At 34.6% G+C, this 17,107-nt stretch carries 16 protein-coding genes; all 16 read right to left on the reverse strand.

What is annotated here, in order from left to right:
- Positions 1–126: 126 nt before the first annotated feature.
- The 16 genes from EZV73_RS15455 to EZV73_RS15530 all read right to left on the reverse strand — a co-directional run bounded on the left by EZV73_RS15455 (position 127) and on the right by EZV73_RS15530 (position 17,088).
- The gene (locus EZV73_RS15455) at positions 127–3,603 is read right to left on the reverse strand and encodes a DNA polymerase III subunit alpha (protein WP_240841302.1); all 3,477 of its coding nucleotides are present in this window, start codon (positions 3,601–3,603) and stop codon (positions 127–129) included.
- A 41-nt stretch (positions 3,604–3,644) separates the two neighbouring features.
- Entirely contained in the window at positions 3,645–4,889 is a 1,245-nt protein-coding gene (locus EZV73_RS15460) for an ABC transporter substrate-binding protein (protein ID WP_240841303.1), read from the reverse strand.
- Positions 4,890–4,954: 65 nt separating this feature from the next.
- Positions 4,955–6,100 (reverse strand): HD-GYP domain-containing protein, encoded by a 1,146-nt coding sequence (locus EZV73_RS15465; protein ID WP_240841304.1) that lies wholly within the window; start codon positions 6,098–6,100, stop codon positions 4,955–4,957.
- A gap of 102 nt (positions 6,101–6,202) precedes the next feature.
- A complete protein-coding gene (locus EZV73_RS15470) occupies positions 6,203–6,469 on the reverse strand; it encodes an HPr family phosphocarrier protein (protein WP_240841305.1) in 267 nt (88 codons plus the stop codon).
- The gene (gene whiA, locus EZV73_RS15475) at positions 6,469–7,416 is read right to left on the reverse strand and encodes a DNA-binding protein WhiA (RefSeq protein WP_240841306.1); all 948 of its coding nucleotides are present in this window, start codon (positions 7,414–7,416) and stop codon (positions 6,469–6,471) included. The genes EZV73_RS15470 and whiA overlap by 1 nt, the downstream gene beginning before the upstream one ends.
- A 7-nt stretch (positions 7,417–7,423) precedes the next feature.
- Positions 7,424–7,831, reverse strand: a complete 408-nt coding sequence (locus EZV73_RS15480) for an NUDIX hydrolase (RefSeq protein WP_240841307.1) — start codon at positions 7,829–7,831, stop codon at positions 7,424–7,426.
- A 98-nt stretch (positions 7,832–7,929) separates the two neighbouring features.
- On the reverse strand, positions 7,930–8,118 hold the full coding sequence (locus tag EZV73_RS15485) for a DUF6199 family natural product biosynthesis protein (RefSeq protein ID WP_240841308.1): 189 nt from the start codon (positions 8,116–8,118) through the stop codon (positions 7,930–7,932).
- Positions 8,119–8,120: 2 nt separating this feature from the next.
- Positions 8,121–9,368: a hypothetical protein gene (locus tag EZV73_RS15490; RefSeq protein ID WP_240841309.1), complete on the reverse strand. Its 1,248-nt coding sequence runs from the start codon at positions 9,366–9,368 to the stop codon at positions 8,121–8,123.
- A gap of 157 nt (positions 9,369–9,525) precedes the next feature.
- A complete protein-coding gene (locus EZV73_RS15495; protein WP_240841310.1) occupies positions 9,526–9,924 on the reverse strand; it encodes an NUDIX hydrolase in 399 nt (132 codons plus the stop codon).
- The gene (locus tag EZV73_RS15500) at positions 9,914–10,927 is read right to left on the reverse strand and encodes a LacI family DNA-binding transcriptional regulator (protein ID WP_240841311.1); all 1,014 of its coding nucleotides are present in this window, start codon (positions 10,925–10,927) and stop codon (positions 9,914–9,916) included. Before EZV73_RS15500 ends, EZV73_RS15495 begins: the two co-directional genes overlap by 11 nt.
- 60 nt (positions 10,928–10,987) lie before the next feature.
- On the reverse strand, positions 10,988–11,662 hold the full coding sequence (locus tag EZV73_RS15505; protein WP_240841312.1) for a PIG-L family deacetylase: 675 nt from the start codon (positions 11,660–11,662) through the stop codon (positions 10,988–10,990).
- 12 nt (positions 11,663–11,674) lie between these two features.
- The gene (locus EZV73_RS15510; RefSeq protein WP_240841313.1) at positions 11,675–12,493 is read right to left on the reverse strand and encodes a carbohydrate ABC transporter permease; all 819 of its coding nucleotides are present in this window, start codon (positions 12,491–12,493) and stop codon (positions 11,675–11,677) included.
- An 8-nt stretch (positions 12,494–12,501) separates the two neighbouring features.
- Positions 12,502–13,404, reverse strand: coding sequence for a carbohydrate ABC transporter permease (locus EZV73_RS15515; RefSeq protein ID WP_240841314.1), 903 nt, complete (start codon positions 13,402–13,404; stop codon positions 12,502–12,504).
- Between the two features lie 73 nt (positions 13,405–13,477).
- On the reverse strand, positions 13,478–14,749 hold the full coding sequence (locus EZV73_RS15520; protein ID WP_240841315.1) for a sugar ABC transporter substrate-binding protein: 1,272 nt from the start codon (positions 14,747–14,749) through the stop codon (positions 13,478–13,480).
- Between the two features lie 57 nt (positions 14,750–14,806).
- On the reverse strand, positions 14,807–15,706 hold the full coding sequence (locus tag EZV73_RS15525) for a carbohydrate kinase family protein (RefSeq protein ID WP_240841316.1): 900 nt from the start codon (positions 15,704–15,706) through the stop codon (positions 14,807–14,809).
- Positions 15,703–17,088 (reverse strand): 6-phospho-beta-glucosidase, encoded by a 1,386-nt coding sequence (locus EZV73_RS15530; protein ID WP_240841317.1) that lies wholly within the window; start codon positions 17,086–17,088, stop codon positions 15,703–15,705. The genes EZV73_RS15525 and EZV73_RS15530 overlap by 4 nt, the downstream gene beginning before the upstream one ends.
- Positions 17,089–17,107 lie beyond the last annotated feature (19 nt).

The raw sequence follows: 17,107 nt of genomic DNA on the forward strand, positions 1-17,107 counted from the left end.
TTGTCCCAGGTTGTCACATCTATAATTCTATAATAATAAGTGCAATATTTCAAATGAAAATGTCGCAAAATCGTCACTTTTTACAAGGATTTATGTGTTTTTTCACATGATAACGTTTTCTTTTTTTTACTGAACTATCACAGCATCTTCTCCAAGAATTATTTTTAATGTATTTACCAATTGCTGACTATTATTTACCCATAAATGTTCAGGTGCTATCATTTTCTTTTTTGTGTCTGCAAAATATAAAACCACTGGCATTTTGCCTGGACTTACTTTCAGTTCTTTTAAAATATCATTCATCAATGCATCATCTTTCGTTGGAAGCTTTAAAAATAATTTCACAACTTTTTGCTTTTTTATAGGTGTCTTTCTTCTCCCCAATAAGCCAGCAGCATTTTCTTCGTTTAAAACCATGATGTTATCTGCTATCAGTTTTGGCTCCTCATCTTCTTTAAAGTTGAGTCTACTTTTTACAATGACAAACTGATCTTCCTTTAAAAGATGAAAACACTGGTCGTATACTTTTGGAAAAACTATAATCTCAATAGCATCATATAAGTCTTCTACCTGTATAAAGGACATAATCTTACCCGCTTTTGTGGTCATGTTTCTCTTATGAATCACCATACCTGCAAGATTAAAAGCTTTTCCATCGTACTTTCTTTGAAAATCGGGTGACTTAGCTGCTTCCTTTAAATCTCCTAGATTCATGGAAGAAACTCTGTTTACAAGATCTTTAATTTCATTTAAAGGATGGCCTGTTAAGTACAAGCCCAGTACATCCTTTTCAAAACTCAGTTTAACCTTATCCGCTAGTTCTTTGACATTAGCCATCTTATCTAACATACCAGAGTTCATAGAATCCATGCCTTCCATGGAAAACATAGACAGTTGTCCCTTGGCATTTCTTCTTTTTTCAGAATGGATAGCATCTACGACTTTATCAAAAGAAGCCAGTAGTTGGGCACGATTATGTTTGAAATTATCATAAGCACCTGCCTTAATCAAAGATTCAACGGCTCGTTTATTCAGTTCTCTATGGTCTACTTTTTCACAGAAATCTGTAAAATCCGAAAAAGATCTTTCCTTTATAATAGAAGCGATGATGCCTCTTCCTACATTCTTTACGGATTTAAGACCAAAGCGGATACAGTTGTTTTCAACCGAGAAAGAACCAAAACTCTTATTGACATCTGGTGGTAAAATTTCAATGTTCATTCGGTAGCAATCCTGAATGTATCTTGCAATCTTGGACTGGTTACCAATCATACTGGTCATAGTAGCCGCCATAAATTCCACAGGAAAATGTGCTTTCAAATAAGCTGTTTGAAATGCAATGATGCCATAACCAGCTGCATGTGACTTGTTAAAGGCATACTTGGCAAAGTCCTCCATATCATTAAAGATACGTTCGGCGACAGGAGCAGGCACCCCTCTTTTCACACAGCCCTCTACACCTTCTTCAAGGGATCCATGAATAAAGATTTGCTTTTCTCTATCCATTACATCCTTCTTCTTTTTACTCATGGCTCTTCTGACGATATCAGATCGACCATAAGAGAAACCACCTAGTTCCCTTACAATACGCATAACTTGTTCCTGGTAAACAATGCAACCATAAGTAACATCTAAGATGCTTTCTAACATAGGATGGTCATATTTAACCATAGAAGGATTATTCTTGTTCATAATATACTTAGGTATAGAATCCATCGGACCGGGTCTGTATAAAGATATTCCGGCGATGATGTCTTCTAAAGAAGAGGGTTTAAGCTCTTTCATAAAGCGAATCATTCCTGCACTCTCTAGCTGGAAGACACCTAAGGTTTCACCACGCCCTATCAGATCGAAGGTCGCCTGGTCATCGTAACCTATATGTTCAAATGAAAAATCAATATTCTTTTGTCTTTTGATGTGTTTGATGGTATCTTTAATAACCTTTAATGTCCTTAAACCAAGAAAGTCCATCTTTAGTAGACCAAGTTCTTCTAAAAGGGTCATGGAATACTGGGTTGTAATCGACTCATCTTGGAGGTATAAAGGGACATAATGGTCAACTGGCAGTTTGGATATAACAACCCCAGCTGCATGAGTTGATGCATGTCTAGGCATACCTTCAACGGCTTTTGCTGCCTTTATAACCTGTCTAAGCTCAGGCTCTTCTTCATACATTTGATGAAATTCTTTGGATTGGTTTAAAGCTTTATCCAAAGTCATCCCTAAAGCAAATGGTACTGCCTTAGCCAGTTTGTCTGCATCACTATAAGGCAGTTCTACAACCCTTCCTACATCTCGAAGTGCTGCTTTGGCCGCCATAGTACCAAATGTAATGATTTGTGAGACATGGTCTTTACCATACTTTTCTATAACATAATCTATAACTTCCTGACGTCTTGTATCTTCAAAATCTATATCAATATCCGGCATGGTGACACGCTCTGGATTTAAAAACCTTTCAAAGATCAGGTCATACTTAATCGGGTCCACGTCTGTAATCTTTAAGACATAAGCTACAATAGAGCCACCAACAGATCCTCTACCAGGACCAACGGCTATACTATTGTCTTTTGCATACTTGATAAAGTCCCAAACAATCAAGAAGTAATCAGAAAAGCCCATGTTTGAAATGGTCTGAAGTTCATAATCCATTCTTTCTAGGTGCTTTTCATAGTCTTCATAACGTTCTTTTAAGCCCATCAAACAGAGCTCTCTTAAATACCTGTCATGGTCATAACCATCAGGCAAGAGATATTCCGGCAAATGTCTTGATTCAAAGTCAAAACTGACATTACACTTTTCTGCAATCTTATTGGTGTTTTCTATGGCTTCCGGCACATGTGAAAACAAGGCCTTCATTTCCTGGGCTGACTTTAAATAGAACTCATCTGAAGGAAACTTCATTCTTTTGCTGTCAGAGATGTTTTTCCCTGTCTGTATACATAAAAGAACATCGTGAACAGCTGCATCGGTCTTCTGTAGATAATGGACATCATTTGTAGCGACTAAAGGTACATCAATATCTTTTGAAAGTCTAATCAGATGCATATTTACAGCCTTTTGCTCCATCATGCCATGGTCTTGAAGTTCCAAGTAGAAATCTTCTTTAAATATAGTCTTTAGTCTGAGAGCGATTTTTTTGGCTTTTTCATAATCGTTGTACATAAGAGCTTGTTGTACATCACCCGCCAAGCAGGCACTTAAGGCAATCAAACCTTCTGAATACTCTTCTAAAAGCGCATAGTCTATTCTTGGCTTGTAGTAAAAACCATGAACAAAACCTTCTGATACAAGTTTAATAAGGTTTTGATAACCTTTATTATCTTTAGCCAGAAGCACCAAGTGACCACTGTTTTTATCGATACCAGGATCCTTATCAGTGTATTTTCTAGCAGCCGTATAAACCTCACATCCAATGATGGGTTTGATACCGTGTTTGATGGCTTCCTTATAAAAATCTACTGCACCAAACATAACCCCATGATCGGTTATGGCAACAGCATGCATATTCTCTTCTTTTAGTTTCTGAAATAAGGGTTTGATCCTAGCAAAACCGTCTAGCAAACTATATTCAGTATGTAAATGTAAATGTGTAAAACTCATAGTACTCCTTAAAAAGGCCTTCATACAATGAAGGCCATACTTTACTGATTCACATGCATATCCCAAAGGTCATTAATCATCATAATAACCGATTGAGGTAATTCATGGTACCTTTTATCTGCCAGTTCTTCCACTCTGACAGCATGTCTTTTTAAACTCGCCTTTAAAAACAGCTCTGCATCAGCTTCACTGATTAAGTTGGTATCAATGACCGGCAAAGAGCCCCAGTTGGCTGGTGCATACTTATCAACTTGCATGTCTAAAGACAACATTTCATGGATCGCAAGTATGGCACCTGTTTTATTCGATGCATTAAGAGGTACTGCAAAGTAAAGCGTATCCATTACAGTGCCCTGGTCGAAAACAAAGTTTCTTGCACCATCAGGGTATACTTCATTTTTTATCGCATCTGTTATGTATGAAAAATCACTGTTCATCGTAAAGAATAAGTCACCATTTAAAAAGGCTTGATCAACTTGATCTATACTTTCATAGTACATGGCTTCATCCTTTAACAAATAAGGATCTAATGCTTTTAAATAATCTAAACCAGGCATGATGATTTCTTCTACCCTCTCTTTAGTAACACCTTCTTCAAAGAGGACTTCCATATTTTCACTACCTACAATTTCGTAAATAACAGTTCTAATAAACTCACCACCGACTTCATCCATGGTTGGATTCGGGTAGGTAAAGGAAGATGGATTGTCTTCAACAAAGCTCATTAAATCTTCCGTTGAAGTTGGATAAATCTCAAGTTCATCCTCATCAAATGTCAGTACCATTTGTTGTCTTCCAAACGGAACACCATAACCATCTAAAGCATAACCATGTTCAGATTTTACATCCATCAAGAGTTTGTTGAGTCTGTCATCAAAGTTTAAGACCTTGTCACCAATCTCTGCATACAAAAGCCCTTTTTCGTGCATGATTCTAAACTCTTCATCTTTTAGAATCACCAAATCAATCACACCATCTTTCACTTCATTCAAAAGTTCAGCTTCTAGTATGGTAGTAATGTCATCTAAGGACATGATTTTAATGCTCAGTTCTATATTATACATGGTTTTTAACTGGTTGTAGTACTTAGAGCTTAACCATGCTCTCATCTTTTCATCTGTATCAGTTACATATAAGTTGACAGTTGTGTTAGAGCCGCTTTCTACAATAAGGTCCCACTCTTTGTCAGGCGTTTGATCACCTGTTAGAATATCTGCTGTTTGACAAGATACCATAGCAAGTGTCAAACATAAGATTATAGACCATAAAAGTACTTTTTTTATCATAAATTACCTGCCTTTTCTCTCTCTTCTCATTATATCTTAAATAAGGCCACAATAAAACAAAAAGCCTACTTAGAGGCTTTTCTAATTTTAAATTCATCTATATTAATATCAATTATTGATATACTAGGATTCTTATACAAGTCAATCTCATAATAGGACGCTAAGCGCTCACCATTTGCATCCTGGGTTACTCTAACGACCGGACAAAGTTTGTTTTTCGTCATAACCTGTCCAATATCACCTGTATTCAATTTAACATATAGACCAATCGGATAGTAGCCAATCATAATAATGAACTTCTTTATTATATCTGTATCAAATTGAGTATCGGCATGTTCTATTAAATAATAAACCCCTTGATAGTAATCTATCCTTTTACAATAGATTCTATCACTGGTCATGGCATCAAATACATCGGCTATGGCAACGATTTTTGCAAAGATTGGGATCTCATGTCTATTTAAGCCATGAGGATATCCAAGCCCATCTACTCGTTCGTGATGCCAAAGAGCGATATTGGCTGTATCATTTTCAAGATTTAAGTTACCACTTAAAATCTTATGGCCATATACGGTATGATTTTTCATTATCTCGTATTCTTCTTCTGTTAATTTCTCAGGTTTGTGGTAAATATCTTGAGGAATAAGCATTTTACCAATATCATGTATCAAAGCACCCGTCCCAAGCTGCATGAGCTTATTTTGCGTCAAGCCGTAATATATGCCTGTTATTAAAGATAAAACACAGACATTCACGGAATGAGACAAGAGATAATCATCTATGGCACTTAGGTTTGATAAGTTCAAGACCACCCTGTCATCCATTAAGATTACATCGATGATTTTTCCTACAATCTTCTTAATCCTGTCAGCTTTTAAAGAATTACCATCTAATACTTTACTGAGTAAATCCTCAACAACAAGTGTGGCTTCTTGTCGAGTTTCATTTAAGATAACTGATTTCCTATAGGCTGCCTTTTTTTCGAATAAAGAAGCTGATTCCTTAACCACATTCTTATGTACCGGTTGAGCTTCTCTGTCTTCTACCAAACATTGTTTAATATCAAGCTTTTGAATTCTCACAATTCGTTTCTGATTTAGCCTTAAGCCTTCATTAAAAAGTACTTTTCCATCTATATCAAAAATAGTCTCAGCCAGTATCATGCCTTCTTCTAATTGCCTGATATCAACTGAACGTTTGATGCTTTTCATAATATCCTCCAAAAAAAACGAATCTCGCCGTGAACAACATGTATTCGACAAAATTCGACTCTAGTACTATTTTATGATATTTACTCTTAAAAGGCAACAAAATTATACATTCATTATATCAACATTGAAGAATTGCTCAAGTTTTTCTACAGCTTCCTCTTCATCTGGGCCTTTTACTGTTAAAGTAATAACACCGTCTTTGGGGATACTCATTGAAATGATACACATAATTGACTTACCATCAATGTAATCATTTTCATAACCTAACTCAACTTCTGATAAAAAACCATTTGTTAACTGAACAAACTTAGATGCTACTCTTGCATGTAAGCCTAATGGACTTTTTATTGTAAATTCCTTCTTAATCATTATAATGCCTCCTTGTCTATTATATCCAATGCTATTTTTTCGATTTTCTTCATGCGGTGATTAACACCTGATTTGCCTATTGGCGGACTTAACATCTCACCAAGTTCTTTCAAACTCAAGTCTGTATTATTCAGTCTAATCATGGCAATTTCTTTTAGACCATCTGGTAAGGAATCCAGACCTGCATACTGCTCAATAATTTCTATATGCTTTTTCTGCTTAACTGCAGCATTTACCATTTTGTTCAGATTAGCTGTTTCACAGTTTACAAGACGATTAATGTTGTTTCTCATTGACTTAACAATTCTTACATTCTCGAATGACATAAGAGCGGTATGTGCGCCTATGATGTTCAATAGATCCACAATCTGATCACCTTCTTTTAAGTAAACAATGAAGTTTTTCTTTCTGGCAATCACTCTTGCATGTAAGTTGTAAGAGTTAATCAAATCTTTTAACTCATTGGCGTAGTCTTCTCTATGAGTAATTAACTCCAAGTGATAAGACTTTTCTGGATCAGATAAAGAACCCCCACCTAAGAATACACCTCGAATATAAGCCCTTCTACAACATTCATCCTCTATCAGCTTTTTAGGTAGTCCATTGTTGATGACTATGGAGTCATCCTTTTCAACCATGATTTCTAACCTTTTCAAGATGTCTGTTGCATCTGTTATCTTAATCTGATAAGAGTTGTTTTTTCTAAGTACATTGTTTTTAACAACTTCTAAGTCTGTATGAATTCTCATACTTCTTTTAAATAAGACAAAAATCATACGTCCTATTGCCGGGTTTTCGGTTGTTATCAGTAAATCTGTTTTACCCAAACCTCTTAATTGTATGGTACCACTTACACGCACCAAGGCCGATAGTTCAGCCATTTGACAACACTTACTGTCAGAAGTTCGTCTTGCCAACTCATTTTTCGCCTTTGATGAAAAAGACATACTTCACCTACTTTATTGCTTCTAAAGCCTTTCTTATGACTTTTCTTTCGTCATCATACTTGGCCATTTTTACCACTTTACTCGATTCAATGAAAGCAGCTTTTACAAAACCCTCTTCCATTAAAGGTTCCAAATCAAAAGATTTTGCTTCCATCAAATACCACGACACTGTTTTATTGATCATTTGATAATCTGTCCAGAAATTACTAAAAGAATATGATGTTATACCTATATAATCTAATATGATTGCATCTACATTCGTTTCCTCTTTAACTTCTCGAATGGCAGTTTCTTCTAAAGTCTCACCGTTCTCGATTCGACCCTTTGGTAAAACCCAATCACCATTCTTTTTTCTTAACATCAATATCTTATCTTTATAATAGACAATGCCTCCTGCACTGATTACCTCATTCATACTTACACTTCCTTACATACTCTATAAACAGTATAGCATGAACTGAATTATTTTTCACATTTTTAGTATTCTATCAGAAATCAGTCATAATGACAAATTTACGAGAAAAGTAAGAGAATGCCTATAAAGATAGACAGCCCTCCACTGATCTTAGTTAGGCCGATATTCATTTCACTCGGTTCGGCGTTTTTATACTTCCATCGTTCACCAAACATGGCCATCATTTCTGGTTTTATAAGTGATAATATACCAGTCACTATCAAAAAAAGCCCCACAAACTTATTCATGTTCACTCCCTTAACTTATAGATTCCTAAAAACTCTAAAGTCTTTGCGTCAAAAGATATTTCGTAATCATCATCCCCAATAACAACAACAAAGTCCCAGAAGTAGTCTATAACATTATCTGATTCTCTCAGTTTAAAACAAGCATCCTTAATCTTATATGCCTTTAAGTCTTTTTCTAGTATTGTTCTATTGTTATAGTAGTCTTCATAATCAACATGGTCGTAGATATCTTTTATAATCGGTAAAGGAAAACTAACCATTTGTAATTCAATGTCACTATTTTTTACATAGTAAAAGGTAAAATCATCAAATGAAGAACGTTTATGATCCGACCTATACGCATGAACATAACACATGCCATCATAGTCTTCTAACTCTAGATACTGATACTCTGAATAACCAATCTTTTCTAAGTAAGTTTTAACTTCTTTTTTAATGCTTTCTTTATCCGCTTCGCTTATAAGAGCAGTTTTTCTTTCTTTTACATCATTTTGCATCTGTAATATGGATCCATCGCCATACATATAACCTTCAGAATCCTTATAAGAAAATTGAATGCTATCTATAGAACCAACAAAGTGATGCATTGAAACTTCTTCATGAATTTTAATATCATCTTTTTCTACATGGTCATATAAAGCATCAAAGTAGCTAAATAGCTTTTCTCTTAAAAGCTCCTGATCCACCTTGACATTAAGAAATGACATATAGTCTGGATGATCTTTTAAAACATTCTCATAATTCATATCACTGACATCAACCTGCTTCAGATAAAAATGATATGATGCTATTAAAGTCTTTTGTGCATTCAAATATTCTTTCATAGGCATATCAGTATTTTGATAAGCATCGCACAGTTCTTCTAAGTCTGTTAGATAAGCGATAATATCATCTGCTTTTTTATCTAATTTATCTTGGTCTAAGTCTTTTTCAAATAAGACTTCCAAATCATCTAATATACCAATATAGGCAACATGAGTTTCTACATCAATAAAGCGGTTATCAGCTGATATCATATCTAGATGGCCTAATAGCCTTGAATAGCCTTTAGCACTTTCTAACTTGTAGTCTATGCTATCATTAAATGACTGACCAACTATATAGTTTCTACAATATCTAAAAGACATACCTAAAAACATTTGTATTTCATCAAACGCTTCTTTATCTTCTTGATAATCTATCATCCAATAACTACTTGCCACTGTTAGCACCAGTAACAATACGATTAAAATCTGCTTCTTCTTTTTCATTTTAGCCTCCACTTGTATCATAGAATTAAATAAGATGAAAACATATAGTCTAGGGGTTCTGTAATATTATTACAATACTTTTAATATTATTTATATATAACTCATCAAATCAAGTGCTTACTTATAAATACCAATAAAAATAACCTGATTGCTCAGGTTAACTTGTTTGAATTAAATGTCCATCTAGATAGTTTTGCATGGACTGAAACAAAGGGGTAGGTAAATGATCAAAAGAAAACCAGTTCACCTCTGTCAGCTCATCTTTTGCATTTACAGTCACATTACCACTATCATAGTCCGATTCTATCCAAATGGTTATATAATGTTTGCCTTCTTTAAATAAATCATTGGTGATGCCTTTGAATCTTAAGTTCTTAATGTTAATACCAACTTCTTCATTGGTCTCACGTTTGGCACACTCAAATGGATCTTCGCCATAATCTAAGTGTCCGCCTGGACAGGACCAAGTCTCATGACCATGAGAACCAGACCTTTTGATCATCAGGATTTTATCATCCTTCCAAATGAGAACACCAACACCTACTCTAACCTTCAAAGTTCACCTCTTTACAAGAGTTTCGCTTGACCAAACTGTGTTCGATAACAATTTCTTCATCAATCATTTTATCGTTCATCTTATTTAAAAGTGTTCTAAATGAAACCTGTCCTATAAGTTTTGCTGGTTGATTGACTGTTGAAAGCCTTGGTCTTACAACACTAGCCATATCAATGTTATCAAACCCCATGAAAGAAATGTCTTCCGGCACCTCAAACCCCATATCCATTGCACAGTTCATAGCCCCTATAGCCATTACATCACTTGCTGCAAATACAGCTGTAGGTCTATCTTTTAACATCAGTAAGGTTTTCATGTTGTTGTAACCATCTTCAAATTTAAAATAACCTTCTTTGATTAATGATTCATCAATCTTTATACCTGCTTCTGTTAGTGCACGTTTATACCCTTTCAAACGACTAATTCCTGCTGTTATATCTCTCAAATCGCCACTTATCATAGCAACTCTTCTATGACCGAGTTCCAACAAATAATTAGTCGCATCAAAAGCAGCTTGTTCATCATTGATATTAATATTCGGAAGTTTTAAATCATCAATTTTTACACTTGATAAAACCACTGGAAAACTACAGTCCATAAGAAACTTCTTAGTTTCATCATTAATTTTTTCATGCATTAATATTACACCATCGACCCACATTTCCTTAAGCATTTTCATATACTTAAGTTCTTTTTTCATATTCTCTTGTATGTTGCAAATAATAATACTGTAATCTAATTTACTAGCTTCTTCTTCGATTGCAGTTATCATGTTAGCATAATATTGGTTGGTCAAGTCAGGAACTATGATACCAATTAATTTTGATTTTTGCGAAGCAAGACTTCTCGCCGCTTGACTTGGCGAATACTCTAATTCTCTAATTGCTTTTTCAACACGTTCTTTAGATTTCTTACTCACGTGTTCATAACCATTAACCACTCTAGAAACGGTTGAAATTGATACTCCTGCTTTTTTGGCTACATCATCTATTTTTACTTTCATACTGTTTCACCTCAAACTTTACTACTTATATGTTAAGTCTAATGGCAAGTAGTGTCAACTTTATCTACCAATCTTACTCTTATTTAAAAGAGATGATACAGTAGATATTCGTAATGGCTGTTTAATGTATAAACCCTCTCCATACTTAAATCCACCTAATCCACCATAGTAAGATGCATGTTTTTCAACAAAAGGTAAAATTCCTTGTGATTCATAAGATGAAACAACCTTTTCCTTAAGTGAATAAACTTCAGTAATATCTATAATGAGATCAGGTCTATGTGGATTGGTTCTTTGATCAAGAGAAACATACAATACCTGTTGTGGATGCCATGTTTCATTGCCCATGTGTTTTTTTAAGCCAGCAACAAAAACGGCTCTATCAACAGATTGAGAAACAGCTCTATGATCAGGATGATAATCTTCTGAATGAAGTGTTAGAACTACTTTTGGCTTGTGTTCAACCAAAACCTTAATTATGGCATCGACTGTTGTCATGTTAAACTCAACTCCTGCATCTGGAAAATCTAAATTTATACAGACATCTAAATCCATCATCTCTGCTGCTTTTTTCAGTTCTTCTACTCGTGTATTCTTAGTAGCAAAACCACCAGCTTCTCCTTTGGTAAGTATAACTACTCCAGTTTTCTTCCCTTCATTTTTAGCCTTTAACATCATACCAACAACGCTTGATTCATCGTCTGGATGTGCACCTATAAACAAATAATCTAACATACAATACTCCTTTTAACCCTTTATCCCAGTAGAGGCAATCCCCTCTACAATTTGCTTTTGGAAGAAGATAAATATAACTATCATCGGTAAAACTGATATCACAGCCCCTGCCATAACTTGTTCATAATAGGTCGTATGTTCACCTATTAGAAAAGCTAATCCTGCTGATAAAGTCATCTTTTCCATTGATCTATTAACAATAATTGGCCACATTAAAGACTTCCAAGTATTTAAGGAAGTAACTATAGCTAAAGCTACTAATCCAGGTTTTGCTAAAGGCATAATTATCTTGTAATAAATCTGAAATCTATTACACCCATCAATCATAGCAGCTTCATCAAGTTCTTTCGGAATTCCCATAAAGAATTGTCTTAACAAGAATACACCAAATACATTAAATAAACCAGGTATAATCAGTGCCCTTAAGGTGTTTGTACTCTTCAAGGCAATCATTATATTATAATGTGGTATCAGAAAAATTTGACCAGGTATCATCAGTAGTGATAACACAATTACAAATAAAATTTTCTTAAATGGAAACTCCAACCTTGCAAATGCATAGGCCGCTAAGGAACTTACGATTATTTGACCAACAACAACACCTAATACAACTACAAAGGTGTTAAAGTAAAGTTGAATAAACGGAAACTTATCTAATACAATCTTATAATTGATCCACTGTGTTATTTCAGGCAATATTGATGGAGGTATCTTAATCGCTTCTTCATAGGTCTTTATCGAAGTTAAAAACATCCAAATAAATGGACCAATTGTTGCAATGATAGCAATAACCAAACTAAGATAAATCCAAATTCTATAATTTTTTTTCATCTTTCCTCCTATTCATAATGAACCCATTTTTTCTGAAGTACAAACTGTAATACTGTCACTAACAAAATAATCACAAATAACACCATAGAAATTGAGGCTGCGTAACCTTTTTCAAACGCCATGAAAGCTCGATCATAGAAATAATAAACCAATGACATACTGTATTGCATACTTAAAGCTGTTGGTTGAACCATCAAGAATATAAAATCAAAGATTTGAAAGATGCCTATAGTCGCCATAATAGTTACAAAAAAAAGTGTTGGTGATAATAATGGTAATGTGATTAAGAAGAATGACTTTAAGCCACTTGCACCATCAATTTCTGCTGCTTCATAATAGGATCTTGAAATTCCTTGCAAACCAGCAAGGATAATGATCATGTTGGTACTTATCATACTCCATACCAAAACAATGGTAATGGAAATCAAGACAACTTTTGGGTCTGATAGCCAAGCTATTTTCTCAAAACCAAGTTTGTCTAAAATAAAGTTTATGATACCAAACTCGTAGTTATACAGCCATCGCCATAGTAATCCAATGGCTGCTGGCATCGTTACTGCTGGTATAAACAAAGCGGTTCTGAAAAAACCTTGTAACTTAATTTTTGAGTTGATCAACGCAGCTGCTATCGTTGAAAGGATTACAACAGCTGGTACACCTAGTAACACATATTTGATAGTGTTGCTAAGGGCCATATAGAACTTTGGATCTTCGAAAAGACGCTTATAATTATCAAAACCAACGAAGTTTGGCTCTCCAAATGAACTCAAATCAGTAAAGCTGTATAAGATATTCTGAAAAAAAGCATAAAAGTAAAAAACAAGTAAACCAATGATCAAAGGTGTTAAAAATAAAAAAGCTGATCTGATTTCGTTTCTTTTAATTGCGGTATACTTGCCCTTTTTAAACATTTATATCACCTGCATTATTCATATTTAGTTGACTCCTTTCTTAAAATAAAGGGGATTAACATCCCCTTTAAGATTAATCTTCATCGATTATTTTTTGCATTTCTACATAAATATTGTTACAACCTTCTTCAGCTGATATCTCACCAGCAAAAATTCTAGCTGCATTATCATTAACTGGACCAAACCAAACTGTTAAATCTGGACCAGCTGGAAACGGAACAGAACTAGCAACAGCATCAAAGTAAACTTGTGGATCAATTTTTGTAAAGTTCGACTTGTAATAATGTTGTGCTGATGTAAGTGCTGGTATATCAATACCATGTTCAGCTTGGATTTTATTTCCCTCTTCGCCAGTTAGGTATTTAACTAGTTCCCATGCAGCATCAGGATGCTCTGTGTTTTTGTATATTGAATATCCAAGACCACCAATAACGGTTGCATTTGAATCAGCTTGTTTAGGCATTGTAACCATCCCGATATTCCCTTCAGTACCAATTGATGATTCTTCAAAAACTTTAGCCTTCCAAGAACCAGCAAATACAATTGCACCTTTTTGAGAAAGGAATAAATCAGTACCTTTTGTCTCAGATAGTACTGTATAAGGTGCTAATAACTCCTCATCGAGCAAGTCAACAACATTTTGATAAGCTGCTACTGTTTCAGGTTTATTATAACCACTCTTTGTGTAATCTGAGCTGATAACTTCTCCACCCATCTGATAGATAAAGTTAAAGTGAGATGGTTGTGCGTCTAACTCCATTAGTATTGGATATTCGCCAGAATCTGCCGCAGTCATCTTTTCTTTTAACTCAGCAGCGATTACCTTCATTTCATCCCATGTCCATCCCTCTTCCGGATAAGCAACATCATACTTATCAAAGATTGCTTTATTATAAACCACAACTACCGAGTCCATACCTTTAGGAATTGCCCATTGCTGATCTTCATAGTTATACATAGTCTTAACAGCAGGTACATATGCAGACATATCTAGGCTATCTTTTTTTATGTATTCATCTAATGGTAGTAAAACATTACCTGCCACATACTTTGGCATATAAACGTTCATCCAAAATACATCAGGTGCTTCTCCAGCATTAGCGGCTGCATCTAACTTAGTCCAATAGTTTGACCATGGTGTTAACTCAATAGATGCTTCTACTGTTTCACTTTGAGCATTAAACTGATCTACAACTATTTGTAATGCTTCTTTCTGATTTTCATCCCAAATGCCAAGTACTACCTTTTGTTTTTCACCTGTTGCCTGCGAATCACCTGAAGCACACCCTATCAGAGATAAAAGTAGTGCCGCAATCATCATAATAACAATCAATCTTTTTTTCATTTTTCCCCCTTAATATTCTTATTTCTTGTTTATTAAAAATACATTCGTATGTTTAATCTAATAAAGTGCCATTAAGTCATCAATAGCCTCTAAAGTTATGGATGACTTATAGCAACCTAATCCTTGAGTAGAATAACCTCCAAAGATGTTACCATATTTCATACACGTTATGATATCCTTCTCATGAATCAATCCATATGCTATGCCAGTAAGAAAATTATCTCCTGCGCCAGTTGTATCAACAACCTCAAAATCTACAGGCATCTCTACTCGAATGATTTCATTATTTATATAGGTGATGCACCCCTTATCTCCATTAGAGATTACCGGGTACTTTACATACTTTGCTAATTCAATCACCGCTTCTTCAATGGTACTAGTATCTGTCATTTTCATAGCCTCTTTATGGTTCGGTGTAAAAACATCAACGTACTTAAGCATCTCTTTGAACATATCAATATGTAAATCATCGTCCCAACCTGTGTCAAAAATAATTTTAATCCCTCTTTGCTTTAATCTTCTAAGTACATTTAGCTTACCGATAGGTGCAAAAACTACTTTCGAGTCCTTAAGAAAGTCATAAACTATTTCATCTGTTATTTGATCTTCTCTAACATTTTCGTTATAACATATAAAACTTCTATCCTTTTCTAACGAAAGAACTGATGTTACAACTACAGGATTCTTCTCTATTGCATTAAAATTGGTATAATCATTAAAATTCATCTTACTTAGTAAATTGCGTGCTAAATCACTGAGCATATCTTGACCTAAAAAAGTTCCTAATTGACTTTTAACTCCAAGTTGGTTAAGTATAATTGGACAAACCATTGGTCCACCACCGAGCTGCAAGTCAAAATTACTTGCAAACACTTCTTCTCCTTGTTCTGGCAAAGAAGTGATTCCATCGAAAATCAAATCAATGTTCATTTGTCCAAAAGTTGAAAACTGCATCATTCCTGCCACTCTCCTATATATGCCTTATGCGCTTCTAAATATTCATCAACTAACTTTACTGCTAAGTCATAAGAGTTTATTAAGGGATGAATTGTCAATGCTTTTACAGCCTTTGACTTACTTTTCTCCAATATAGCTTCAACCACGTTTCTTTCATAAAACTTAATTGTTCTAATGAGATTTAACTGAAAATCATCCACATGACCAACATGTTTTGGTATTATAGTCCCCTTTTTAATTGTGCAGGAAATCTCTACTACGTCATCATCTTCGAGTCCATTAATAGCTCCTTCGTTTGGTATAGAAAGAACCATTTCAACTGATTTTCCTGAATGATATGCCTTGATAAAGTTTAATGCTACACCAGCGTAACCGCCTTCATCATCTGCATCAAGCATTTCTCGAACTGATGGTACTTGCAATTGCTTAGGTCTTAACTCTCCTGATTCTATAGAAAAATAGTTGTTTTCTCTTATCAAATAATAAGACATAAATATGTTAAATGCTTTATCAAAATTATTCTGAACGTCAACTGTTTTGAGTTCTTTCATCATGTCTTGGTTAACTTCTTTAATCAACTCTCCTCTTGTTTGACCAGCTGATTTAATGGACTTGATAGCCTTATCTCGATAGTAATAGAAATATAGATACTCGTTTAAAAGCATGTTGTTTGATTGTTTAACAAGAGATGGCTCAAATAGTCTCATTTCTGTATCTGTGTAAAGCTTGTCATGATTTAAGAGCTCACCCATCACATCTTTCCCCTTGACACGAGCATCCTTGAACCAAGATAGGTGATTCAATCCAAAACATTTAATTGAAAAATCATTCTCATCTACATCTAGAATTGCTACTAATTGCTTGATAAACTCACTAGGCGCATCACAAATACCATATACATTGTTAAATCCTTTTTTTCTTAGTGCTTGGGTCACAATACCTGAGGGATTAGTAAAATTAAATACCAATGCATCTTTTTTTGCATGCTCCTTTATTAGCTGACAATAGTTTATTAAAACATCAATGGATCTAAGTGCCATCCCAAAGCCGCCTGCGCCAGTCGTTTCTTGTCCTAAAAGGTTATACTTCATAGCAATTCTTTCATCAATAACTCTACCTTCATCTTGTCCAACTCTTAAAGTTGTGATGATGTAATCGGCATCTTTTATTGCCTCTATTGAATCAGTGGTAATTTTAAAATCCAAATCTGGGTTAATTTTGTTTGATATAATCTTTGCCATTAATCCAAACTTATCAAGTTTTTCTTTATCTGTGTCCATAAAAACAACTTCTTTTATACCACCTAAATGTGCACCAAGTGCAATAGATTTTGCTAGAAATGGTGACCTTACTCCGCCACCACCTATTAATGTTAGTTTCATAGTACCTCCTTTTGAAAGC

The sequence above is a fragment of the Acidaminobacter sp. JC074 genome (assembly GCF_022496765.1).
In the GTDB taxonomy this organism is placed as follows: domain Bacteria; phylum Bacillota; class Clostridia; order Peptostreptococcales; family Acidaminobacteraceae; genus JABXKX01.